Genomic DNA, 23,444 nt, shown 5'->3' on the forward strand with positions numbered 1-23,444 from the left:
TCACCTCCTCGAAGCGCCCCACCGGAACCCCGGCTGGGGCGCTTCCGCGCACCGGGACGCCCCTCCGGGATCACTTCCGCACCTCCCGAGCGCACTCGAGGCACGTCTTCGATCCCCCGCCGCGGCGACGCGAGCACCTACTCTCCGGACGGGATCAGAATCGCCCCTCCCGAACACCCCAGCGGCACGTTTTCCATCCCGCAGGGTCATGCAGGCAGGGGAGCAAGGAACGAGGCGCCCGGTGGAAGCGCAAGGGCCTGAGGTGACAGGTACAGGGAAGGCACGTGCGCGGATCAAGAACGGCCTCTCCTTCGCACCTCGCGGGCCACTTCTCATCCCGCACGCAAGACGGCAGGCCCCAAACCGTCGGGCGGGATCAGAAACGCCCCTCCCGACGGACCTCGGGGCCCGATTCCCGTCCCGCACGCAAGACGGTAGGCCCCCGACCGTTAAGCAGGATCGGAAACGCCCCTCCCGACGGACCTCCGGACCCGATTCTCGCCCCGCACGCAAGACGGCAGGCCCCAACCGTCGGGCGGGATCAGTAACGCCCCTCCCGACGGACCTCGGGGCCCGATTCCCATCCCGCGAGCGAAAGAGTGGACGGCCCGACCGTCGGGCGGGATCAGAAACGATCCTTCCGACGGACCGCGGCGCGCATTTCCCATCCCGCACGCATAAGGGGGCCGGGCCCGACCGTGGGGCGGGATCAGAAACGGGCCGTCGACACGGGATTGCGGTGCGTTCCTGAGCCCGCAGGGGGAACGGGGGCGTGGGGCGCGGGCGCGGGACGGGGCTAGAGGTCGAGGAGGGCGAGGGCGGTGTCGGGGGCGCCCGCGTCACGGAGGCGTGAGCGCATCGCGGCCGCCGCAAGCGCATACGGCCTGTCGCCCCGCAGGAGGAGCGACCGCGCGTTGGCCTGCTCATTGAGGGCGACGAGCTCGAACGCCAGCACCTCGACGTCAGCCGCGTCGACCTCCCCCTCCGCGGCCGCGAACCGCAGCTGGGCCTCGATGTATCCGTACCAGTCGACGAGGGCCGCCCGCACGGCATCGCTCACGGGACCGGGCTTGGAGTCGACGTCCGCCGCGGTCGCCGCGAAGAAGCACCCGCCCGTGAAGACGCGGTCTTTCGAGTAGACCAAGGCGTTATGGAGGAGCGCGGCCAGGCGGTGCGCTCCCCTCGGCTGAGCGCGGGCGGGCTCGATGATCCGCTCGACGAAGATGTCCCGAGCGGCGGCGACCGTCGCGAGCTGCAGGCCCTCCTTGCTCTGGAACAGCGTCGCGATGCTGCTCTTGCTCGACCCCGAGGCGGTCGCGAGGCGTCCGATCGTCACGCCGTCCAGACCCTCGACGGAGGCGAGGTCGGTCGCACTCTCCAGCACGATGCGGCGGGAGGCGTCGCCGCGTGCCCGCCGGCCGTCCTGAATTACACCATCCACCATGGCCCTAGTATACGAACGACCGTTCGTCTAGTATACGGATGATCGTTCGTATAGTTCGGTGAAGGAGCCTCCATGCCGTCCGCGTCCTCTCTCCTCGTCCGCGCCCTCCCGACTGTGGGACGCCTCTCCCCTCTCCTCGCCGGCGATCTCGCCTACCGGCTGTTCTTCTCCACCCGCCCACGGATGGCCGTGCGTGCCGCCGACGCCGCCACCCACGACGACGCCCGCCGCGGGACGCTCCTCGTGCGCGGCATCCCCGTCACGACCTACACGTGGGGCACGGGTCCGCGCACCGTGCTGCTCCTGCACGGCTGGCGGGGCCGCGCCTCCCAGTTCGCCCCGCTCGTGCGGGAACTCGTCGCCGAGGGATTCCGGGTCGTCGCCTTCGATGCCCCGGCGCACGGCTCCTCCGGCGGGCGGCACACCGATATCCGCGACTGGGTCGATGCCGCGGAGCAGCTGGACCGCACCCACGGCCCCTTCTCCGCTCTCATCGGACACTCCTTCGGCGGACTCGCGGCGCTGACCGTCGCCCGGTCGTCCGGCTCGGTCCCCGCCGTCGCCGTCGTCGCCGGGGCCGCCGCACCCGAGGCGTTCCTCGCCCAGTTCGTCCGTGACCTCCGGCTCGACCCCGCCACCGCGGACCGACTCCGCACCCGCTTCCACCGCCGCCTCCGGCTCGATCCCGCAACCGCCGTCGAACGGTATGACGCAGGCGCGCATCCACTCCCCGCCGGCACCACACTGCTCATCGTGCACGACCGGGGCGACCGCCGGATGCCCGACCACGACGCCCTCCGGCTGCACGCCGCTCATCCCGGCCGCTCCCGTCTCGTCCGCACGGTGGGTCTCGGTCATACGAGAGTGCTGTCGGCTGATCCGACCCTCGACGCCGTGGTCGCTCTCGTGACCGGGGGTCTCGACGCCGTGGATGCGCTCGGCACCGCCACGGGACGAGCCGACATTGATGCCGCACCGGCGGACCCGCCCGCCGCCCTTCGGAGCCCTACACCCGGGTCGGCAGGAAGCCCGCGCCCGGGTCGACGGCCGCGAACGGCAGCCCGACAGTGGTGATCAGCACGACGAGCGTCACCACAGCCGCCGCGAGCAGGAGGAAGAGCACGACGAAGACGACGACCGCGAGCATCCGGTAGCTGCCGGTGTCGGCGACCTCCGGGGCGATCGATCGCTGCGCCCAGTCGTCCGCAGCCGCCGCGGGCTGCTCGCCCTGGAGGATCGCGGGCGTCGGGCGGGATCGCTCCGAGCGACGGGTCGGTGCCGGAAGCGCATCGCCTGCGGCTTCGGGAGCAGCCAGCAGCCCCTCCGGGAGCGGCGTCTCCGGCGGCGGAGGCGGGATCACGGCGTCGGCCGGCGGGATCACCGCGTCGGCGGGAGCGATATCCAGCCCCGGATCGTCCGGCAGCGCCGCCCCGTCAGGCACCGCGGACTCGTCGGAACCCGTCCCGCTCGCGTCGCTCATGTCAGCCTCCGACGGCTCCGATGTCGGTCACACCCACGTCGGTGCGGTGGAAGTTCTGGAACGACCGGGACGCCGTCGGACCCCGCTGACCCTGGTAGCGGTTGCCGTAGGGACCGGAGCCGTACGGGTTCTCCGCCGGTGAGGTGAGCCGGAAGAAGCAGAGCTGGCCGATCTTCATGCCGGGCCACAGCTTGATCGGCAGCGTCGCCACGTTCGCGAGCTCCAGCGTCACATGCCCGGAGAAGCCCGGGTCGATGAAGCCGGCGGTCGAGTGGGTGATGAGCCCGAGGCGCCCGAGCGACGACTTCCCCTCCAGCCGCGCGGCGATGTCGTCCGGCAGGGTGACCTGCTCGAACGTGGCCCCCAGCGCGAACTCGCCGGGGTGGAGGATGAAGGGCTCGTCCGGATCGACCTCGATCAGCCGCGTCAGCTCGGGCTGGTCGACCGAGGGGTCGATGAACGGGTACTTGTGATTGTCGAAGAGGCGGAAGTAGCGGTCCAGTCGCACGTCGATGCTCGACGGCTGGATCATCTCCGGCGCATGCGGTTCCAGGCCGACGCGGCCGGAGGCGAGTTCTGCTCTGATGTCGCGATCGCTGAGAAGCACGGCACAAGCCTAGTCATGAGCGACCCGCGCTTTGGCCATCCGGCCCGCGACAGGTAGGCTTGCTCCACCTGCTCTCGGGCGGGTGCGGGGCTGTAGTTCAATGGTAGAACTTCTGCTTCCCAAGCAGACAGCGCGGGTTCGATTCCCGTCAGCCCCTCCATATGTGACTTCCACAGCTGATCCGGACATTCCGGAGATACTCCAGACCGGAGCTCGCCTCTTGTGCTCCCGCGGTTGCCCGCTTGTTGCGTCGATCCTCCCTGATGACGCTGATGATGCTGACGGTCGTCGTGATGAGCAGCAGGGTCTGGAAGGTGGCCTGGAATGGGTCAGGGTTCTCGGAGGAGTGAGCTTGCGGCAGGGAGGCACCCAGGGTCCCGCGCCCGAGGCGAGGTAGGGGACATCGCCGAGCTACGAGCGATGCCGCGAAGAACGCCGCATCGTGTCGCAAGGTACGGGCCACTCCCGGACGGATGGTTCGTCGCCGAATCGCGACCCTGCCGTTCCGACCCCGACGTTCCGTGGCGGGGCTCCGGGTGTACCCGTTCTCAGGCAGACTGCCCGCCGGAGGCCGAGTTCATCCCGATGTCCGACGGCAGCTGCAATAAGAATGCGCCGTGGTGTTCAGCCGGCCCAGGGATCACAGCAGTTCGGCCACCAGCTTCTGAATGCGCGCGCGGATGTCGTCGCGTATCGGGCGGACTGCGTCGATTCCCTGTCCGGCCGGGTCCTCGAGCTTCCAGTCCTCGTAGCGCTTGCCCGGGAAGAACGGGCAAGCGTCGCCGCATCCCATCGTGATGACGACGTCAGACGCCTGCACGGCTTCGGTTGTGAGCACCTTGGGCTGTTCGGCCGTGATGTCGATGCCGAGCTCGCCCATCGCCTCCACGGCGATCGGGTTGATCTGGTCGGCTGGCATGGAGCCAGCGGAGCGCACTTCGATGCGGTCGCCGGCGATGTCACGGAGGAAACCGGCGGCCATCTGTGAGCGTCCGGCGTTGTGGACGCAGACGAAGAGGACCGAGGGCTTGGTGCTCGTGGTCGTGTCAGTCATTGGTGCTCCTGGTGAGAGGCGTGGTCAGTGGACGAGGTCGTCGACGAGTGCGCGAACGCGTTGGGCGATCTCGTCGCGGATGGCCTCGACGCCTTCGCGGGAGGCGAGGGCGGGATCGCCGACCGCCCAGTCGTCGTAGCGGACGCCGGGAATGATGGGGCAGACGTCGCCACACCCCATGGTGATGACGACGTCGGCCGCGCGGACGGCATCGTCGGTGAGCGGCTTCGGGAATCGCTCAGCAGCCCCGTCACCTTCGATCTCCGCTAGGAGCGAGCGGACGTGGGGGTGGACGACGTCGGCGGGAGCGGAACCGGCGGAGCGTGCGACGACCTTGCCGGGGGCGAGCTGGTTGACGAGCGCGGCGGCGAGCTGCGACCGTCCCGCATTGGCGACACAGACGAACAGCACTTGCGGGAGGGCCGAGCCGCGGTCTCGGGTCAAGTCCGCGAGCCGTTGCCGCGCGAAGCGCTCGGTGAGAGGGATGAGCGTCGAGGTAACGCGGGCGGTCCGCGCGAGCGCGGTGTAAGACTCTCGGACGGTCGTGAGGACGACATCTGGGTCGAGCTCGGGCACTTCTGCCGCGAGCTCCTCGGCGAGGCGGGTCACGCGCGCGTCGAAGTCCGGCCGTAGCGGGCTTTCTTCGTCGACGCGGCCGGGCGCGACCGAAGCCGGCGCGAAGGAGTCCAGCAGTGCGGTGACGGCACCACGTCGCGTCGGGTTGATCCGATACCAGACCCATGTGCCGCGTCGCTCAGATGTGAGCACCTCGACGTCCCTGAGCACCTTGAGGTGGTGGGAGACGGTGGGCTGGGAGACGTCGGCGAGCTCAGCGAGGTCGCACACGCACGATTCTCCTCGCGGGTCGGAGGCGATGGCCGACAGCATCCGTAGGCGCAGCGGATCCGACAGCGCCTTCAGCGTCACGGCGACTGTGGAGGCTGCTTCCAGCCCGATGGCGTGCGTCGCGACCGGACTGCACGTGTCGATGTCCGTCGTTGCAGTGACGTTCATGACTGCATCCTTTCAGCCGCGTACGGGTCCGTGTGGAACCAGCGGCGGGCTGCCCAGAGCGAGACATACACGAGCCCGACGAGAACCGGGACCTCGATCAACGGACCGACGACGCCTGCCAGGGCCTGTCCGGACGTCGCTCCGAACGTGCCGATGGCGACGGCGATGGCGAGCTCGAAGTTGTTGCCGGCCGCGGTGAACGCCAAGGTCGATGAGCGGGCGTAGCCGAGTCCAAGTGCTTTCCCGGTGAAGAGACCGATGAACCACATGACCGCGAAGTAGGCCAGCAGAGGAAGCGCGATCCGCGCGACGTCCCACGGGCGGCTGGTGACCTGTTCCCCCTGAAGAGCGAACAGCAGCACGATGGTGAAGAGCAGACCGTAGAGGGCCCAGGGACCGATCTTCGGCAGGAAACGACCTTCGTACCAGTCGCGTCCCTTCGCACGCTCTCCGATGAGGCGGGAAGCGAAGCCGGCGATGAGGGGGATGCCCAGGAAGATCAGGACGTTCAATGCGATCTGCCAGACCGATATCTCCAGGCCTTGCGAATCGAACCCGAGCCAGCCGGGGAGGACGGTCAGGTAGAACCATCCGAGCAGCGAGAATGCGACGACTTGGAAGACCGAGTTGATGGCGACCAGAACGGCTGCCGCCTCCCGGTCGCCGCAGGCGAGGTCATTCCAGATGACGACCATGGCGATGCAGCGCGCGAGCCCGACGATGATGAGCCCCGTGCGATACTCGGGCAGATCGGGGAGGAACGCCCAGGCGAGGACGAACATCAGCGCAGGACCGACGAGCCAGTTGAGCACCAGCGACGAGATGAGCAGTCTCTTGTCTCCGGTGACGGCAGCGATCCTGTCGTAGCGGACCTTCGCGAGGACTGGATACATCATCACCAGCAGGCCGAGGGCGATGGGAATGGAGATTCCACCGAGTTCGAGAGCGGCCAGGAGATCGGAGACGCCGGGGATGAAGCGGCCGACGAGGATTCCACCGACCATGGCCAGGCCGATCCACAGTGGCAACCACCGGTCGAGAGTCGACAGACGTCGAGTGGCTGGAGCAGTAGTGGGAACAGTTGCGGTGCTCATGCGAGGAGCGCCTCTGCGGCGGCGTCAGCCTCGATGGGTGCGGTTTCGTCAAGCGCGGCCAGGTAGTGCTGGGCATCCTGAGCCGCGGCGCATCCGGTGCCCGCCGCAGTGATCGCCTGACGGTAGGTATGATCCACCAGGTCGCCGGCGGCGAAGACTCCCGACACGTTCGTGTGGGTGGAGGGGTGGTCGACGAGGACATATCCATCGGCGTCGGTTTCGACGAGCCCGGTGACGATCTCGGAGCGCGGGTCGTGACCGATGGCGACGAACACTCCGGTGGCGGGCAGTTCCCGTTCCGCACCGGTGACGCTGTCGCGGAGTGCGACCGCCTCGACCTTCTCGGCGCCGATGAGGCCCGCGACTTCCGCGTTCCAGGCGACTTCGATCTTCGGGTGGTCGAGCACGCGCTGGGCCATGATCTTCGATGCGCGGAACTCGCCGCGGCGGTGCACGATAGTCACCTTCGATGCGAAGCGGGTGAGGAACAGCGCCTCCTCCATTGCGGAATCCCCGCCGCCGACGACGACGATCTCCTGGTCACGGAAGAAGAAGCCGTCACACGTGGCACACCAGGACACGCCGCGGCCAGTGAGGCGCTCCTCGTCTGGCAGTCCCAGCTTGCGATAGGCGGAGCCCATCGTGAGAATGACGGCGCGAGCATGGATAGTGTTCCCCGTGCCGGTCTCGATGGTCTTGGTGCGCCCGTCGAGGTCGACCCGGATCGCGTCGTCCAGGAGGATGCGGGCACCGAAACGCTCCGCCTGCGCGCGCATCGACTCCATCAGTTCGGGCCCCTGTACGCCGTCAACGAACCCAGGGAAGTTCTCGACCTCGGTCGTCGTCATCAGCGCGCCACCCGCCGTCACGGATCCGGCAAGCACCACGGGCGCGAGGCCAGCTCGCGCAGCATAGATGGCTGCGGTGTAGCCCGAAGGGCCGGACCCGATGACCGCAAGCTCGACTTCTTGTATCGACATGTGTCTATATTGACACTCATCAATGCCTGAGGCAACCGCTACGATCCGCGTTGGTCTGACACGGAAGGGCGGGGCTCCACTCATGAGCCCCGCCCTTCCGTCAGCGGAGATCAGCTGACGGTGACGGGCCGTGCGCCGATCTGGATGGTTGAAGGAGCCGCACAGCAGCTGCCCGCGTTGTCATCGAAGTCGCCGGACCCCCCGCACACCCCGGTGTCGGGGAGGACGAGTTCGCTGCGCCCGGCGGCCTCGTGATCTCCCACGAGGTGCGCGGCAACACTTCGCACCTGCTCGAAGCCGGTCAACGCGAGGAAGGTCGGCGCCCGACCGTAGGACTTCGCGCCGACGATGAAGAACCCCTGCTCCGGCTGCGCGAGCTCTCGCGCCCCCGTGGCACCCACAGATCCGCAGGAGTGGATGTTCGGGTCAATCTCGGACGCGATGCCCACGACCGCCTCGAGCGCGGGATCAAGATCGATACGGAGCTCTCGCAGCATCTCCGTGTCCGGCCGAAAGCCCGTGAGTGCGAATACACGCCCGACACCCGCGACCTCGCGCCCGTCTTCGGCGACCACGGTCAGGCCGTCAGCGGCTTGCCGGAACTCGGCGACACGGAATCCGGTCACCAGCTCCACGACACCCTCGTCGACCATCTTGCGCGCACGAGAGCCGAGCGCGGCCCGTTCGGGAAGTTCATCTCTGGCGCCACCCCCAAAGACGTTCGTTGCCTCCCCCCTACGGAGAATCCAGGTGACGCGGGTGCCAGGGGCCCGGCGTGCCAGCTCGCTCAATCTCAGGACAGCGTGCGCGGCGGAGTGCCCCGCTCCCACGACGACGACGTGCGACCCCGCGAGTTCTGACACATCGGCCGGGATGCGGTACGAGATCAGATCGGATGCTGCGGCCTCCCCGAGGGCGGGATATCCATCCGCGCCCGCCGGATTCGGAAGCGCCCAGGTGCCGCTCGCGTCGATGACCGCGCGAGCGAGAACTCGCGACTCTTGGCCGTCCGCGCTGACCGTATGCACGACGAACGGCTGGCCCTTGCGTCCGCCGTCGACGACCTTGTCACGACCTTGACGAGCGACTCCAGTAACGGTGGTCGCGTAGTGAACCCGCTCGCCCAAGGCATCCGCGAGAGGCGCCAGGTAGCTGTCCACCCATTCGGCGCCGGTCGGGTACCCCGAGTCGGGTGCGGTCCATCCGGTCGGCTCAAGAAGACGTCGTGCCGCCGCGTCAGTGAGCTCTGGCCATGCCGAGAAGAGGCGCACATGCCCCCATTCAGCGACCGCAGCAGCAGGCCCCTGCCCGCGCTCGACGACAATCACGTTCTCGTCGCGTTCGACAAGACGCGCCGCTGCGGCGAGACCCTGCGGACCCGCTCCGATGACGACGACAGGAAGCTCGGACATCATGTCTCCTCAAATTGACAAACTTCAATACGAAGACTGTCGCTTATCTATCGAAGATTGTCAATACGTGTCACACTAGACCCGTGAGCTTGCCGACGACAATCGAAGCGACCAGCTGTTGCGTTCCGCCCATAGCGCCGTCGATGACCGTCGCGGACGCCGAGCGTGTCGCCCGGGTCTTCAAAGCGCTGGGCGACCCCACGCGCGTCCGACTGTTGTCGCTCATCGCCGCCGGAGCCGGCGGGGAAGCGTGCATCTGCGACCTGACCGAACCCGTGGGACTCTCACAGGGCACGGTGTCGCATCACATGAAACTACTGGTGGAAGCGGGCCTGGTCACACGTGAGCAGCGCGGCAAGTGGGCCTACTTCGCTCTGGACGCGGGGGCGATGGATGCTGCCGCCAGTGCGCTCCGCGCGGTGTGACCAGCGCACCGAGCCGGCTGGAGCTGGCTCTTCGTGATGCCCGCCCGTGCGGACGCGTGCCCGACCGGCATCCATCGAAAGAGGGAGACTTCCCTCCATCGTCTTGACGATGTCGCCGCGCGACGCTCCTGGTGGAGTGACGGGTATGGCAGATTCTCGCGCTCTTCGGCGCTTTCCCGAGTGGATGACCTCCCGTGGCGGAGCGTGGATCACGCTCGGCGTGGTCCTCCTGATCATGACGGCTCTCTTCGGCCTGTTCGGGTCGGCGAAGGCACCCGCCGGCAACGAGCAGGCCCCCGAGGGGTCGGAGTCCGCACGCACGAGCGCCCTGCTGGCCGAGTTCCCGAACGCGGATCGGCAGTCCGTGATCGTGGTCGCGTCGCGCGACGACGGTGCGACGCTCTCGGCACCTGACGTCGCCGCGCTCGAAGGCCTCCTCCCGGTGCTCGGCTCGCACGCGGACGCGGATCCGACCGGGCCTCTCGTGAGCGAGGACGAGAGGGCCGCGGTTCTCGTGACGCCGATCGCGGTCGGCCAGACGAGCACCGACACCGCCGCGGTGATCGCGGCGCTCCGCGCCGACATCGACGAGCACGCACCGGACGGGATGACCCTGCTCGTGACCGGCGGTCCGGCCTTCGGCGCCGATATCGCCGCCTCCTTCGAAGGCGCCGACTTCACCCTGCTCCTCGTGACCGTGCTGATCGTCGCCGTGCTCCTCATCGTCACGTACCGATCGCCGGTGCTGTGGCTGCTGCCGCTCGCCGCCGTCGGCCTTGCCGATGGGCTCGCCGGACGCCTGACCGCGGCTGCCGGTTCGGCGTGGGACCTGCAGTTCGATGCCGGGATCATCAGCGTCCTGGTCTTCGGCGCCGGGACCAACTACGCCCTGCTCCTGATCTCGAGATATCGGGAGGAGCTCACCACCACGACGAACCACCGCCGCGCGCTCAGCACGGCCTGGCGCCGGACCGCTCCGGCGATCCTCGCCTCGAACCTCACGGTCGTCCTCGCCCTCCTGACACTCGCCCTGGCGGTGATCCCCGGCACGCACGGACTCGGCGTCTCGTCCGCCATCGGGCTGCTGGTCGCCCTGGCGTCCGTCCTCTTCCTCCTGCCTCCCCTGCTGGCGGTGTGCGGACGGACGGTGTTCTGGCCGTTCGTCCCTCGTCCCGGAGCTGCCGCACGACGCGGCGGGGTGTGGCGGTCGATCGCGACGCGCGTCGTGAGCCGGCCGGTCGTGAGCCTCCTCGGCGGTGCGGCCCTGCTGGCCGTGATGACGGTCGGCCTCGTCGGGACGACCGTCGGGCTCGACCAGGTCGACAAGTTCCGGGTCCCGTCCGAGTCCGCGACGGGTCTCGAGGTGCTCTCGAACCACTTCCCGGCGGGAGAGGCGCAGCCGATCCTCATCGTCACGGACAGCGGCGAAGCCGAAGCCGTCCTCGCTGCGGCGCGCGACGTGGAGGGCATCGTCCGCGCCACTCCTGTCGGGACCGCGCACGATGAGAACCTCACGAAGATCCTGGTGACCAGTGAGTATGCGCCCAGCACCGACGAGAGCCTGGCTCAGATCACGGACCTCCGGGACGCCGTGCACGATGTGCCGGGGGCGGGGGCCGTCGTCGGCGGCGCGGTGGCGACGGACCTCGACGCCCGCGCCGGGAACCTGGCAGACCTCGGCGTCGTGGTGCCGCTGGTCCTGGCCGTGAGCTTCCTGGTGCTGGCATTCCTGCTGCGGTCCCTGGTCGCGCCGCTGCTGCTGCTCGCCGTCAACGTGGCGAGTGCCGTGGCCGCCATCGGCGCCGGGGCCTGGCTCAGTCGCGTGCTGTTCGGGCAGCACGCGCTCGATCTCCCGGTACCGCTGCTGGCCTTCCTGTTCCTGGTCGCCCTCGGCATCGACTACACGATCTTCCTCGTCCACCGCGCCCGGACCGAGGCGGTGCTGCGGGGCACCCGGGACGGCATGGTCGAAGCGGTCGCCCACACCGGCGGCGTCATCACGAGCGCCGGGATCGTCCTCGCCGCCGTGTTCGCGGCGCTCGGCGTCCTGCCGCTGGTCACCCTCGGGCAGCTGGGGCTGATCGTCGGCGTCGGTGTGATCGTCGACACCCTGGTGGTCAGGACGGTGATCGTCCCGGCGCTGTTCGCTCTCGTCGGCGACCGCATCTGGTGGCCGGGGCGACCTGCCTCCGGACGCAACGCTGACGCCGGCTGATGCGTCGGGGTCGCTGTGCGTCGCTCACGCCACCGGACGGTACCGCTGCGCGACGGCGCCGGAGCGGAACTCCCGCCGCTCCACGAGCTCGAGCCGAAGACGCTCGTGCACGCCGTCGAGCAGCCGGGGACCATGCCCCGCGACGACCGGGTGGACCACGAACAGGTACTCGTCTATCAGCCCGAGGTCCGCGAGCGCCGCGGGCAGAGCCACTCCGCCGACCGACAAGCCCTCCCCAGGCTGATCCTTCAGCCCCCGCACCGCCTCCGAGAGGTCGCCGCGTACGAGGTCCGCGTTCCAGTCGACGGCATCGAGCGTCGCCGACACCACATGCTTCGGCAGGCGATCGATGGTCTCTGCGAAGGGCGTCTCCCACTCCTCCATCCAGTCCGGCCAGACTCCGGATTCCGGACGCCGCCACGCGGCCCGCATCATGTCGTACGTCACCCGGCCGTAGAGCAGCGCGTCGGCGCGCTGCAGCTCCGCGGTCCAGAAGCGCATCGACTGCTCGTCGGGCGGGAGTCCCGCTTCGTGATGGCAGCAGCCGTCGAGCGTCACGTTGATCGCGTACCGCAGCGGTCTCATCGGAGCTCTCCGACCGGGATCGGCACCGTCAGCACGTTGCCGGGTGGCGCCAGCGGGCACGCCCACGCCGGGTCGTAGGCGCAGGACGGGTTGTACGCGAAGTTGAAGTCGAGCACGAGCGTGCCGCGGCGCGGGTCGGCCCCGAGGTCGGCACCCTTGATCGTGTCGATGAGGTACCGCCCGCCGCCGTACGTCCCCCCGCTCTGCCCGGCGGAGGAATCGCGCACTGGCACGAACAGGCCGCCGCCGTAGGAGGCGAGCCGCCACACGTCGAGAGACCCGACGTCAGGGATCTCCACGACGCCGACGCGCTCGAACGGCACGATGCCGTCCGTCCCCGTGGCGAACTCGAACGTGGCCGGCTCCGTGTCGAGGATCGGGAGCTCGAACCGCCAGGCGGGGTCGTACGAGGCGATCGGCAGCCCCTCGAACAGCGCCCTGTCCTGCGGGAGGAGGGGCGTCGCCGGGTGCCGCAGCAGCAGCTCGTCGCGCTCGATCCGCCACAGCTCGTGCGCCTCCTCCGGGGAGTCGGCCCGTCGCACCGCTTCGTACAGGGCGAACACCCGCCGCCGCCAGTCGACGACCTCGACGGCCGTCTGCGCATTCGTCATGCGCCCACGGTACGCCGGACGACGGACGCTCGGAACGGCCTCAGTCCCGGTCGATCATGTCCGCGTAGCCGTCCTCGTAGGTCGGGTAGTCGAGCCTGCCGAGGACCGCCTGCACCAGCGAGCCGTCGTAGACGAATCCGGTCGCCGCACCGCCGTCGTCCGGGGGCACGGGCACGCCGAGGCGATCGGCGAGGAAGGTCACGACGTCTCCCAGCGGAGCGGGCGCCTGGTCGACGGCGTGCACGAGCCCCGGGGGCTCCGGCATCCGCAGCAGCAGGTCGAGAATGCGTACGAGGTCGGTCTCGTGGATCCGGTTCGTGCGGCGGCGGTGCGTGACGGGTGCCCCCTCCCTGACCTTCCGGGGGAGGAATTCGCGCCCGGGACCGTAGATGCCCGCGGGGCGCACGACCACCGCGTCGAAGAGCTCGACGGCCGCCTTCTCGCCGTCCCGCAGACCGCGGCCCCGGTCGGTGGTGGGCGCCGGCTCGACCCGCTCGGTCACGGGCTCGGAGCTCCCGGCGCCGTCGAACACCCCGGTGGACGAGACGAAGACCGTCCGCGTCGGCCGGGCCGGCAACGCCGCCGCGAGATGCGCGAGCGCCGTGCGATACGACGACACGTCCGGACCGGGCGGCAGGGTCATCACAACCGCGTCGACCTCGGGCAGCGGCGTGGTGAGCGGAACGGTCAGATCGGCCGCGAGCGCCGTCACCCCGTCCGGCACGGGTCCGTCACTGCGGCGGAGGGCCAGGACCTCACCACCGTCCGCGAGGAGCAGCGGAGCGAGCCGGGTGCCGAGTTTCCCGAAGCCGACCAGGAGGGTGCGGCGCGGCGGAGGCGGAGTGGTCATCCCTCCCACCCTCGCACATCGTCGCCGAGCGACGGACGTAGGCTTGATCGGTGACGGAATCGCAGGGACGGGTGTGGACGGGAGTCCTCCGCGTCGGTCCGCACCGCGGGGATCATCGGGTCGCCCTGCGCGCCGCGGTCAGTGTCGCCGTCCCGCTCCTCGTGCTGTGGGCCGTCGGCCGGCTCGACCTCAGCATCTATGCGAGCTTCGGCGCCTTCGCCGCGCTCTACGGCCGGCACGACGTCTTCCGCGACCGGATCCGCATGCAGGCCAGCGCCGGCGGAGTGCTGCTCGGCGCGATGCTGATCGGCACTGCCCTGTCGGTCCTCGCTGCACCCGCCGTGCTGAGCATCGTCGTCGTCGCACTCGTCGCGTCGGCCGTGACGCTGCTGGCCTACGTCCTCCAGTGGCACCCGCCCGGTCCGCTGTTCACGGTCTTCGCGACCGGGGCCTGCGCGACCATCCCCGCCACCGGCGCCTCCTTCGGCGCGGTCCTGCTCGTCGGCGGGGCGAGCGTGCTCTTCGGCCTCGCGCTGACCGCCCTGGTCGCCGTCGTCACCCGGACCACGGCGGAGGCGGCACCGAAGGCACGCCCGGCCGTCGGGCCGGTCGCCGCCGAGATGGCCGCCTCGGTCGCCGCCGCGATCGTCGGAGCGGGTGTGGTCGGCCTGCTCCTCGGCGGCACCCACTGGTACTGGGCGGCGGTCGGCGCGGTCGCGGCGGTCAGCGGCGCACAGCTCAACGCCCGCGTGATCCGCGGCATCCAGCGCCTCGTCGGCACGCTGCTCGGCGTGCTGGTCGCCGCCGGGATCCTCGCCCTCGACATGCCGCCGCTCGCCGTGATCGCCGTCGTGGTGGTCCTGCAGGGGGCGGCCGAACTGTTCATCGGCCGCAACTACGGCATCGCGATGGTGTTCGTCACCCCGCTCGCGCTCCTGATGGTGCACCTGGCCGCGCCGACTCCTGTCGCCGACCTGCTGACCGACCGCGTGCTGGAGACGATCATCGGCGTCGTGGTCGGAACGGTGGTGGCCGTCACGTCCGCCGCACTGCGCCGACGGAGCCGACGCCGCTGGCGAGACGACGAAGCGCCGCACCCCGGGAGGGATGCGGCGCTCCGAGGCGAGGCTTCTACTCGGCGTCCGCGGCGATCTTCCGCGCATCGTCGGCGTTGAGCACCCGGAACAGCAGGGCGGCGATGATGGCACCGACCGCGGGGGCCACGATGTACAGCCAGAGCGAGCCCCACGCGAAGTGCCCGCTGACCGAGAGGCCGAGGGCCACCGCCGGGTTGAATCCGCCGCCCGAGATGGAGCCGACCGTCGCCGCACCGACGAAGACGGTCGCACCGATCGCGAGCCCGTAGAACGAGTTGCCCGCAGTGTCCTTCGAGGTGGCGGAGTTCAGCACGACCCAGACGAGGATCAGCGTGAACAACGCCTCGACGAGGAACGCCGGGCCGACCTCGATGACCATCGCCTTCTCCCCTGCCGGCCAGACGGCGAGGGCCACGAGAGCCGCGAGCGCCCCACCGGCGAACTGCGCGACGAGGTAGGAGACGAAGTCGGCGACGCTGAGCCCACCGCGCAGGAACACGCCCAGCGAGACCGCCGGGTTGAGGTGGGCGCCGGAGATGTGGCCCGTGGAGTACACGAGCACCATCAGCGTGAAGCCGATCGCGAGCGGGGTGAGCGGGCTTCCGCTGTTCACCGCGGCGATGATGGCGAGGACGAAGAGGAACGTGGCGACCGCTTCTGCGAGCGCCTTTCGAGGTGTACCGGTCATGATGGTGTCCTTCTGTGGGATCGCAGGCGGCCCCCCGTCTCCCCGGAACGGCCCGGGCGACGACCCGCCTTGCGGCACCGAGGATAGCGCGCGGTCGGCTCTCGCTGGCTCATTGGCGGCGGAACTGTCAAGCCCGTCGCCCGCCGGAGTCCCGGCCCCTACCGTGCAAGGATGACCGTCCAGACCGAGCCGCGCGCCGAGAACCCAACCCGGCTGCGCCGCGCCATCACCGGCCCCCTGTTGTTCGCGTTCATCCTCGGCGACGTGCTGGGGGCGGGGATCTACGCGCTGATGGGTGTGCTCTCGGAGGACGTGGGCGGCCTGCTCTGGGCACCGCTCGTCCTCGCGCTCCTCCTCGCCATGCTCACCGCAGGGTCGTATGCCGAGCTCGTCACCAAGTACCCCCGCGCGGGCGGCGCCGCGGTGTTCGCCGAGCGGGCGTTCCGCAGCCCGCTGGTCTCCTTCCTCGTCGGCTTCAGCATGCTCGCGGCCGGCGTGACGAGCGCGGCCGGTCTCGCCATCGCCTTCGCCGGCGACTACCTCAGCACCTTCATCGACCTGCCGACGATCCCGGTCGCGATCGTCTTCCTCGCGATCGTCGGCCTGCTCAACGCCCGCGGCATCCGCGAATCGATGGGCGCGAACCTCGTGATGACGGCGATCGAACTCAGCGGCCTCGTGATCGTGATCGTCGTCGTCGCGGTGTTCGTCGGCGGCGGAGGCGGCGATCTGTCCCGGGCGACGCAGGTGCCCGAGGGGGCGAACGTCGCCCTCGCGGTGCTCTCCGGCGCAGTGATCGCGTACTACTCGTTCGTCGGCTTCGAGACCTCGGCCAACATGATCGAAGAGGTCAAGAACCCCCGGCGGACCTACCCGCGCGCGTTGTTCGGCGCGCTCCTCACCGCCGGCGTCGTGTACGTGCTCGTCGGCATCGCCAGCGCCGTCGCGCTGCCGGCCTCCGAGCTGCAGGAGTCCAGCGGCCCGCTGCTCGCGGTCGTCGAGGCCACCGGGGTCAGCGTCCCGTCCTGGATGTTCAGCCTCATCGCGCTCATCGCCGTCGCCAACGGCGCCCTGCTGACGATGATCATGGTCAGCCGCCTCACCTACGGAATGGCCGAGCAGAACCTCCTGCCGTCGGTGCTCGGACGCGTGCTGCCGAAGCGGAAGACCCCGTGGGTGGCGATCCTCACCACGACGCTCGTGGCCATGGGCCTCACGCTGGTCGGAGACCTCGCGACGCTCGCCGAGACCGTCGTGCTGCTGCTGCTCGTCGTGTTCCTCAGCGTGAACATCTCGGTGCTGGTCCTGCGCCGCGACAAGGTCGAGCACGACCACTTCCGCGTGTGGACGTTCGTCCCGGTGCTCGGCATCGCGTCGTGCATCCTGCTGCTCACCCAGCAGCGCCCGCAGGTGTGGCTCTTCGGCGCCATCCTGCTCGCCGTCGGCGGCGTGCTCTACGCTGTCGCCCGGTGGACCCGCAACCGCTCGAAGACCGCCGACACGAAGGAGAGCCATGAGCACGCCTGACGACACCGCCGACGAGACGTTCGAGGAGAACCGTCACGACCAGCTGACCTCGGCCCCCGACGCCACGGAGGCCGACGCCGCGCCGCGCGTGGACGTCTCGGAGCACGACGGCAACACCCGTATCGACATCCGGGACGATGCCGAGGTGCGTCCGGGCCCCGGTCCTGGCATGCCCGAGGCCGACGGCGACGACTGAGTCCGTACACGCACGAGCGCCCGCTCTCCTCCCCGGAAGCGGGCGCTCGCACGTGCGGGGTCAGAACAGTGTGTAGCCGCCGTCGACCACCAGGACGGTGCCGGACATGAAGCTCGCGGCATCCGACGCGAGGAAGACCACCGACGGGCTGACCTCGCTCGGCGTGGCGTAGCGCTGCTGCGCGGAGTCCTCGATCCAGAACCGTCGGAAGCGCGGCTCGTCCACCGGCGACATGTCGGTCTTGATGTAGCCGGGCGCCACGGCGTTCACGCGCACCCCCGCCGGCGCCCACTCGGCCGCCAGCGACTTGGTGAGGTGGTGCACCGCGGCCTTGGAGGCGTTGTAGGCGGGCTGCATCTGCGGGCGGTTGACGATCTGGGCCGAGATGGAGCCGACGTTCACGATCGACCCGGAGCCGCGCGCCACCATGTGCGCACCGACCGTCTGCGACAGTCGCCACAAGGCGGTGAGGTTCGTGTCGATGACGTGCGCCCACTCGTCGTCCGTCACCTCGAGCGCCGGGCGGTGGATGCAGGCGCCCGCGTTGTTGATGAGGATGTCGAGACGCCCGCCCACAGCCTCGATCGCCTCCGCCGCGATGCGGTCCACGGAGGAGCGCTCGGTGAGGTCGCCGAGCACGACCCAGGCCCGCCGGCCGACGGCCTCGATCTCGGCCGCGGTCTCCTTCGCTGCGGCCTCGTCCCGGCCGTGGACGACCACGTCGGCGCCGGCCTCGGTGAGGGCACGGGCGAACTCGCGCCCGAGGCCGCGGGTGGCGCCGGTGACCAGCGCCGTCTTGCCGGTGAGGGCGAATGCATCCATGACGCTCATGCGTCGTCTCCTTCGTTCAGGGTGATGATGGCGTCGGCCCGATGCCGGGTCGCGCGGATGAGGACGGCGTTGGGGCCGTCGACGTCGGTCGCCCAGGCGACGGCGTCGGTGTGCGACCTCCCGTACGCCTCGTGGCGGGCGACGAGACGACGCAGCCGCAGGTCCTCGGGCACGTCGAGGTACCAGGTCTCGTCGAGCAGGGGGCGCACGTGCTCCCACCCGTCGGCGTCGTGCAGCAGGTAGTTGCCCTCCACCACGATCACGCGATCCCGGGCGGAGAGCGGCAGCATCTCGGCGACCGCGGCGTCGATGTCGCGGTCGAACCGCGGGGCGCGCACGTCCTCCCCCGCGCGGAGGCGGCCGAGGAGGGCCGCGAAACCGGCGACGTCGAACGTCTCCGGTGCCCCTTTGCGGTCGCGGAGTCCGCGGCGATCGAGGTCGTCGTTGGCGAGGTGGAACCCGTCCATCGGGAGGACCGGCATCCCGAGCCGCTCGGCGAGGGTGGACTTGCCGGCCCCGGGCGGCCCGACGACGCCGAGCAGGAACGGCCGCCCGTCGCGGGACAGTTCCCGCACCCGGGTCAGGGCATCGGCGGCGGTGAGTGCGTGCATCAGCGGTCCTCGGCGGTGGTCGGGCACGGATCGGGGGAGCGGGCGGGTGCCCGCTCCCCCGGCCGGTGTCACTGGTCGAGCAGTCCGGCTTCCTTGTACAGGTCGATGTACTCCTGGACGCCGTCCTTCGTGATGAGCGGGTTGCCGATGTCGACGTTCACCTCGTCCTCCGCGCCCGTCAGGAGATCGTGCACGGCCTTGAGGTTGAGCTCCGCCAGCTCGCGGGCGTTCTGCAGGGAGGTGGCGGTCATGGTGCCGGCCTCGATCAGCAGGACGGCCTCGGGGGTGCCGTCGACGCCGTAGGCGAGGATGCCGTCGAAGCCGCCCTTGCCCTTCACCGCCTCCAGCGCACCGGAGGCCATGTTGTCGTTCATCGAGATGATCGCGTCGATGTCGGAGTTGGCCAGCGACCAGTCCTCCATCAGGGTCATCGCCTCGTCCTTGTTCCAGTTCGCGATGTCCTCGGCGACGATGGTCACGTCGGGACGCTCGGCGAAGAACTCCTTCTCCCAGGCGTCGCGGCGAGCCGTGCTGTGGAAGTTGCCGGCCGGGCCGTTCAGCACCACGACGTTGGCCCCGTCCGGGATCTGCTCCACCGCGAGCTCGGCGACGACCGCGCCCTGCTTGTAGGGGTCGGCGTCGACCGAGTCGCCACCGGTCAGGCCCTCCACGCGCGGGTTGGTCGTGATGGTCACGATGCCCGCGTCGATGGCCTGCTGGATGTACGGCAGCTGTGCGTCGGCGTTGTTGGCCTGGACGATGATCGCGTCGAACTTGTTCGCGATCGCGTTCTCGATCATCTTGTTCTCGATCTCGTCGTCGGCCTGGCCGTCGAAGACCTCGAGGGTGATGTCGTCGTACTCGCCGGCGGCCGTCTTCATCTCGTTCGCGAGCCAGGCGGCGAACGAGTCGGCCTGCGCACGGGCGATGTACGCGACGCGGTACTCGTCCTTGTCCTCGGAGCCACCGCCTCCGCCGTTCCCGGTCGGGTTCCCGGTGGTGACGGCGCAGCCGGCGAGGCTGATCGCCGCGGCGGCAGCGGCGCCGAACGCGATGATCCTGCGGGTAAGACTCTTCATTGTCTTCTCCTGTTTCTCTGGGTGGGGTGAAGCGGTCGGGTGGGCGCGGTCAGGACGACGTCCTGCCGCCTCCCGGGTCGGATGCGGATGCGGATGCTCCGACAGGGAAGGGATCGCCCTTCGCGTCGGACTTGAGGATCGTGGTCTTGGCCTTGCCGCGCTTGCTGAACACGTCGTAGGCGACGGCGACGACGATGATCGCGCCCATCACGATCTGCTGGATGTACGAGCCGATCCCGATGAGGTTCATGATGTTGCCGAGGATGCCGACGATGAGCGCACCGGCGAGGGTGCCCATCACGGTGCCGACGCCGCCGGAGAAGCTCGTGCCACCGATGATCGGGGCGGTGATGGCCTGCAGCTCGTAGCCGACGCCCGCGTTGGGGAGACCGGCGTTGACGCGGGACATGAAGATGACACCGGCGATGCCGACCAGGGCGCCGTTCACGAGGAACGCCTGGTACTTCACGCGCTCCACGGAGATTCCGGCGGCGCGTGCCGCCTCCTCGTTGCCGCCCACCGCGTAGACCGAGCGGCCGTACCTGGTCTGGTTCATGAGATACCAGATCACGATCGTCACGCCGATCAGCACGAGCACCGGGATCGGCAGCCAGCCGAGGTTGCCCTGGCCGATGAGGATGAAGTCGCCCAGCTGGAGGACGTTCTGCCCCTGGGTCAGCTCCAGCACCGCGCCGCGGGCCATCAGCATCATCCCGAGCGTCACGATGAACGCGGGGGTCTTCAACGTCGCGACGAGGAAGGCGTTCACCAGGTTGCACAGCATGCCGATGAGGATGCCGGCGAGGATCGCGAGCAGCAGGTTGCCCGTCGACTTGTAGACCAGCACCGACACGACACCCGCGAACGCCATGACGGCGCCGGCGGACAGGTCGATCATGCCGCCGATGATCAGCGTCATCGCCCCGAAGGCGAGGATCGTGATCACCGCGACCTGGCGCAGCACGTTGAAGATGTTGTCCGAACTCAGGAAGTTCGGGCTCAGGAAGCTCGCCGCGACGATCACCACCAGCAGGATGATGTAGATCGAGAAGCGGTTCACCTCGAGTCTCTTCAGTGTCTGGAGCATTGTCATGCCACCTCGATTTCATTCATGGCGTAGGTGAGGATGGTTTCCTGCGAGAACTGATCGGGCGTCAGCTCCGCGGTGAGGCGTCCGGCCGACATCACGTAGACGCGGTCGCACATGCCGATGAGCTCGGGGAGCTCGGACGAGATCATGAGGATGCCGCGTCCCTGGCGGGCGAGCTCGGTCATGATCTTGTAGATCTCGAACTTCGCGCCCACATCGATGCCGCGCGTCGGCTCGTCGAGGAGGAGCACCTTCGGATCGGCGATCAGCCAGCGGGCCAGGAGCACCTTCTGCTGGTTGCCGCCGCTGAGGTTCGCGATGCGCGTCTGCAGGCTCGGCGCCTTGACGTTCATCTTCCGGAAGTACTCGGTGACGAGCTCCTCCTCCTCCCGACGCCGGGCGAAGCCGCCGTGGATCACCTTGCGGAGGCTGGCGAGGGTGGCGTTCTTCATGATGCTCAGCTGCGGGACGATCCCCACCAGCCGGCGGTCCTCGGACAGCATCGCGACGCCCGCCTTGATCGCCTGGGTCGGGTTCTTGATCTTCACGGTCTGCGTGTCGACCTCGATCTCCCCGGCGTCCAGCTTGTCGAGGCCGAACACGGCGCGGATGACCTCGCTGCGCCCGGCGCCGATGAGCCCGGCGAGCCCGACGATCTCGCCGGCGCGGATGTGCAGGTCGATGTCCTCGAACATGTGCTCGGCGGACAGCCCGGTGGCCCGGAAGACCGTGTCGCCGATCTCGACGCGCTCCTTCGGGTAGGACTGGTGGTCGAGGTCACGGCCCACCATCTGCGCGATCACCTGGCTCGACGTGATCTCGGAGGCCGGCTGCGAGCTCACCACCGTGCCGTCCCGCAGCACGCTGATGTCGTCGGCCAGCTCGAAGACCTCGTCCATCTTGTGCGAGATGTAGATGATCGACTTGCCCTGGGCGCGCAGGTCGCGGATCTTCGCGAACAGCGACTCGACCTCCTTGTGCGCGATCGCCGAGGTCGGCTCGTCCATGATCAGCACGTCCGCGCTGTGGTACACGGCGCGGAGGATCTCGAGCGTCTGGATCTCCGACACGGTGAGGGTGCCGAGACGGCGGTTGATGGAGAAGTCGAGCCCCTCCTCGGCGAGGATGCGCCGGGCCTCGCTGCGGATGAACCGCCAGTCGACCTTGCCGAACTTCATCGGCAAGCGGCCCAGGAAGAAGCTCTCGGCGATGGTCATGCCGGGCACGTAGTTGAGCTCCTGCGAGATCATCGCGATGCCGCGGGCGCGGGCGTCGATGGGGTTCTTGATCCGCACCTCCTCGCCGCGCACCCGGATGGTCCCGGCGTCGGGCTGGTAGATGCCGTTGATGATCTTCATCAGCGTCGACTTGCCGGCGCCGTTCTCTCCGCACAGGGCGTGGACGGTGCCGGGACGCACGTCGAACGAGACATCGTCCAGGGCCTTCACCCCGGGGAACGACTTCGAGACGCCCTCGACCGAGAGCAGGGCCTCGGTCATGACGCCGCCTTCACGGCGGGCTCGTCGACGCGCCGGACGCGGGGCAGGACGATGCGCTTGAGGGAGTCGATCGATCCCTCGCCCGACAGCGCCTCCTCCACCTGCTCGATGCCGTAGACGTGGGTCACGAGCGAGTCGAGCTCCACCTGACCGGATTCGAGGAGCGCGCGGGCGATGGGCCACGTGCCGGTGTACCGGAAGATGCCGGTGACGTTGAGCTCGCGCATGGCGACCTCGGGCACCGACAGCGGGAACTCGTCGGCGCTGCCCACGAGCACGACCGTGCCGCCGGCCCGGGTGGAGCGGATGCCGTTGACGATGGCGGGCGTCGCGCCGGAGGCGTCGATGAACACGTTCGCCTCCAGCTCCACCGTGGAGTCGGCGGCCGGATCGATCGTGCGCGCACCGTACGACGCGGCGAGCTCGCGGCGGGCCGGGTTGATGTCGGCGATCACGACGTCGACCGCACCGAATGCTTTCGCGACCTGCGCCGTGATGATGCCGATGGGACCGCCTCCGGCGATCAGCACGGTGTCGCCGACCTTGATGCCGCCCTTCTGCGCGGCCGCGATCCCGACCGACAGCGGCTCCATGAGGGCGGCGGCGTGATCGCTGATCGAGTCGGGGACGTCGTAGGCGAAGTCGTCCTGGATGAGCACGTAGTCGCAGAACGCGCCGTCCACGGGCGGGGTGGCGTAGAAGGCCATCTGCGGGCAGAGGTTGTAGTCGCCCGCCCGGCAGAAGTCGCAGCGGCGGCAGGGCCGCTGCGGCTCGATGGCGACGCGCCGACCGATCCGCGCCGGGTCGACGTCCGCACCCACCGCGACGATGCGTCCGCTCACCTCGTGGCCGAGGATGAGCGGGCTGTCGACGACGTACGGGCCGATGCGGCCGTGCTCGTAGTAGTGCACGTCGGAGCCGCAGACGCCGACGCTGGCGACCTCGATCAGCACCTCGTCGGCCGCGGGGACCGGGACGGGGCGCTCCTCGAGCGCCAGGTCCTTCACCCCCCGCAGCACGCTGGCGGTCATGGTGGTGGGGATCTCCGTCATGGG

General features: G+C 69.5%; 24 protein-coding genes and 1 tRNA gene. 7 read left to right on the forward strand and 18 right to left on the reverse strand.

Translation table 11 applies throughout. From position 1 onward, the window contains the following. Positions 1 to 796: 796 nt before the first annotated feature. Positions 797 to 1,444 (reverse strand): TetR/AcrR family transcriptional regulator, encoded by a 648-nt coding sequence (locus tag AB0300_RS06975; protein ID WP_366215730.1) that lies wholly within the window; start codon positions 1,442 to 1,444, stop codon positions 797 to 799. Between the two features lie 72 nt (positions 1,445 to 1,516). On the opposite strand from AB0300_RS06975, the gene AB0300_RS06980 reads away from it, so the two are divergent. Beyond that, positions 1,517 to 2,518, forward strand: a complete 1,002-nt coding sequence (locus AB0300_RS06980; protein ID WP_025102695.1) for an alpha/beta hydrolase — start codon at positions 1,517 to 1,519, stop codon at positions 2,516 to 2,518. Here AB0300_RS06980 and AB0300_RS06985 read toward each other — a convergent pair. After that, entirely contained in the window at positions 2,451 to 2,924 is a 474-nt protein-coding gene (locus AB0300_RS06985) for a hypothetical protein (RefSeq protein ID WP_366215731.1), read from the reverse strand. The two genes, AB0300_RS06980 and AB0300_RS06985, sit on opposite strands and share 68 nt — an antisense overlap. A 1-nt stretch (position 2,925) precedes the next feature. Then, the gene (gene dcd, locus AB0300_RS06990; protein WP_025102697.1) at positions 2,926 to 3,531 is read right to left on the reverse strand and encodes a dCTP deaminase; all 606 of its coding nucleotides are present in this window, start codon (positions 3,529 to 3,531) and stop codon (positions 2,926 to 2,928) included. 86 nt (positions 3,532 to 3,617) lie between these two features. Here dcd and AB0300_RS06995 point away from each other — a divergent pair. Beyond that, positions 3,618 to 3,691: transfer RNA gene (locus AB0300_RS06995), tRNA-Gly, on the forward strand. Positions 3,692 to 4,171: 480 nt separating this feature from the next. Here the strand turns inward: AB0300_RS06995 and AB0300_RS07000 are convergent. The 5 genes from AB0300_RS07000 to AB0300_RS07020 all read right to left on the reverse strand — a co-directional run bounded on the left by AB0300_RS07000 (position 4,172) and on the right by AB0300_RS07020 (position 9,088). After that, a complete protein-coding gene (locus AB0300_RS07000) occupies positions 4,172 to 4,585 on the reverse strand; it encodes an arsenate reductase ArsC (protein ID WP_025102698.1) in 414 nt (137 codons plus the stop codon). A 24-nt stretch (positions 4,586 to 4,609) separates the two neighbouring features. Next, a complete protein-coding gene (locus AB0300_RS07005) occupies positions 4,610 to 5,599 on the reverse strand; it encodes a metalloregulator ArsR/SmtB family transcription factor (protein ID WP_025102699.1) in 990 nt (329 codons plus the stop codon). Then, positions 5,596 to 6,693, reverse strand: coding sequence for an ACR3 family arsenite efflux transporter (gene arsB, locus AB0300_RS07010; protein ID WP_025102700.1), 1,098 nt, complete (start codon positions 6,691 to 6,693; stop codon positions 5,596 to 5,598). The genes AB0300_RS07005 and arsB overlap by 4 nt, the downstream gene beginning before the upstream one ends. After that, complete coding sequence (gene trxB / locus AB0300_RS07015) at positions 6,690 to 7,673, reverse strand: thioredoxin-disulfide reductase (RefSeq protein ID WP_025102701.1); 984 nt, start codon at positions 7,671 to 7,673, stop codon at positions 6,690 to 6,692. The genes arsB and trxB overlap by 4 nt, the downstream gene beginning before the upstream one ends. Positions 7,674 to 7,783: 110 nt before the next feature. Further along, complete coding sequence (locus AB0300_RS07020) at positions 7,784 to 9,088, reverse strand: NAD(P)-binding domain-containing protein (protein ID WP_085605159.1); 1,305 nt, start codon at positions 9,086 to 9,088, stop codon at positions 7,784 to 7,786. Positions 9,089 to 9,168: 80 nt separating this feature from the next. Here AB0300_RS07020 and AB0300_RS07025 point away from each other — a divergent pair, with 80 nt between their 5' ends. Continuing rightward, positions 9,169 to 9,510: a metalloregulator ArsR/SmtB family transcription factor gene (locus AB0300_RS07025; RefSeq protein WP_025102703.1), complete on the forward strand. Its 342-nt coding sequence runs from the start codon at positions 9,169 to 9,171 to the stop codon at positions 9,508 to 9,510. 184 nt (positions 9,511 to 9,694) lie between these two features. Beyond that, the gene (locus tag AB0300_RS07030; protein ID WP_366215732.1) at positions 9,695 to 11,725 is read left to right on the forward strand and encodes an MMPL family transporter; all 2,031 of its coding nucleotides are present in this window, start codon (positions 9,695 to 9,697) and stop codon (positions 11,723 to 11,725) included. Between the two features lie 24 nt (positions 11,726 to 11,749). Here AB0300_RS07030 and AB0300_RS07035 read toward each other — a convergent pair whose 3' ends face one another. The 3 genes from AB0300_RS07035 to AB0300_RS07045 are packed head-to-tail and all read right to left on the reverse strand — an operon-like array spanning position 11,750 to position 13,771. Continuing rightward, complete coding sequence (locus tag AB0300_RS07035) at positions 11,750 to 12,310, reverse strand: dihydrofolate reductase family protein (RefSeq protein ID WP_366215733.1); 561 nt, start codon at positions 12,308 to 12,310, stop codon at positions 11,750 to 11,752. Then, positions 12,307 to 12,921: a DUF1684 domain-containing protein gene (locus AB0300_RS07040; RefSeq protein WP_315105404.1), complete on the reverse strand. Its 615-nt coding sequence runs from the start codon at positions 12,919 to 12,921 to the stop codon at positions 12,307 to 12,309. The genes AB0300_RS07035 and AB0300_RS07040 overlap by 4 nt, the downstream gene beginning before the upstream one ends. Before the next feature lie 40 nt (positions 12,922 to 12,961). Beyond that, entirely contained in the window at positions 12,962 to 13,771 is an 810-nt protein-coding gene (locus tag AB0300_RS07045) for a sugar nucleotide-binding protein (protein WP_366215734.1), read from the reverse strand. A gap of 50 nt (positions 13,772 to 13,821) precedes the next feature. Here AB0300_RS07045 and AB0300_RS07050 point away from each other — a divergent pair, with 50 nt between their 5' ends. Further along, entirely contained in the window at positions 13,822 to 14,946 is a 1,125-nt protein-coding gene (locus AB0300_RS07050) for an FUSC family protein (protein ID WP_366215735.1), read from the forward strand. Here AB0300_RS07050 and AB0300_RS07055 read toward each other — a convergent pair. Then, on the reverse strand, positions 14,903 to 15,556 hold the full coding sequence (locus AB0300_RS07055) for an aquaporin (protein WP_025102708.1): 654 nt from the start codon (positions 15,554 to 15,556) through the stop codon (positions 14,903 to 14,905). The genes AB0300_RS07050 and AB0300_RS07055 overlap by 44 nt on opposite strands. A gap of 171 nt (positions 15,557 to 15,727) precedes the next feature. Here AB0300_RS07055 and AB0300_RS07060 point away from each other — a divergent pair, with 171 nt between their 5' ends. Further along, the gene (locus AB0300_RS07060; protein WP_025102709.1) at positions 15,728 to 17,083 is read left to right on the forward strand and encodes an APC family permease; all 1,356 of its coding nucleotides are present in this window, start codon (positions 15,728 to 15,730) and stop codon (positions 17,081 to 17,083) included. Continuing rightward, positions 17,070 to 17,279 (forward strand): multidrug transporter, encoded by a 210-nt coding sequence (locus tag AB0300_RS07065; RefSeq protein WP_126893929.1) that lies wholly within the window; start codon positions 17,070 to 17,072, stop codon positions 17,277 to 17,279. The genes AB0300_RS07060 and AB0300_RS07065 overlap by 14 nt, the downstream gene beginning before the upstream one ends. A gap of 60 nt (positions 17,280 to 17,339) precedes the next feature. On the opposite strand, the gene AB0300_RS07070 is transcribed toward AB0300_RS07065, so the two are convergent. The 6 genes from AB0300_RS07070 to AB0300_RS07095 form a co-directional block, all read right to left on the reverse strand. After that, a complete protein-coding gene (locus AB0300_RS07070; RefSeq protein WP_025102711.1) occupies positions 17,340 to 18,110 on the reverse strand; it encodes a glucose 1-dehydrogenase in 771 nt (256 codons plus the stop codon). Further along, positions 18,107 to 18,721 (reverse strand): nucleoside/nucleotide kinase family protein, encoded by a 615-nt coding sequence (locus tag AB0300_RS07075; RefSeq protein WP_025102712.1) that lies wholly within the window; start codon positions 18,719 to 18,721, stop codon positions 18,107 to 18,109. Before AB0300_RS07075 ends, AB0300_RS07070 begins: the two co-directional genes overlap by 4 nt. 68 nt (positions 18,722 to 18,789) lie before the next feature. Next, positions 18,790 to 19,800 (reverse strand): sugar ABC transporter substrate-binding protein, encoded by a 1,011-nt coding sequence (locus AB0300_RS07080; RefSeq protein ID WP_025102713.1) that lies wholly within the window; start codon positions 19,798 to 19,800, stop codon positions 18,790 to 18,792. A gap of 49 nt (positions 19,801 to 19,849) precedes the next feature. Further along, entirely contained in the window at positions 19,850 to 20,887 is a 1,038-nt protein-coding gene (locus AB0300_RS07085) for an ABC transporter permease (RefSeq protein ID WP_025102714.1), read from the reverse strand. 2 nt (positions 20,888 to 20,889) lie between these two features. Beyond that, positions 20,890 to 22,389: a sugar ABC transporter ATP-binding protein gene (locus AB0300_RS07090; protein WP_366215736.1), complete on the reverse strand. Its 1,500-nt coding sequence runs from the start codon at positions 22,387 to 22,389 to the stop codon at positions 20,890 to 20,892. Then, entirely contained in the window at positions 22,386 to 23,441 is a 1,056-nt protein-coding gene (locus AB0300_RS07095; RefSeq protein ID WP_025102716.1) for an NAD(P)-dependent alcohol dehydrogenase, read from the reverse strand. Before AB0300_RS07095 ends, AB0300_RS07090 begins: the two co-directional genes overlap by 4 nt. Between the last annotated feature and the right edge of the window lie 3 nt (positions 23,442 to 23,444).

It is taken from the genome of Microbacterium sp. NPDC078814 (assembly GCF_040702645.1).
Lineage (GTDB): Bacteria > Actinomycetota > Actinomycetes > Actinomycetales > Microbacteriaceae > Microbacterium.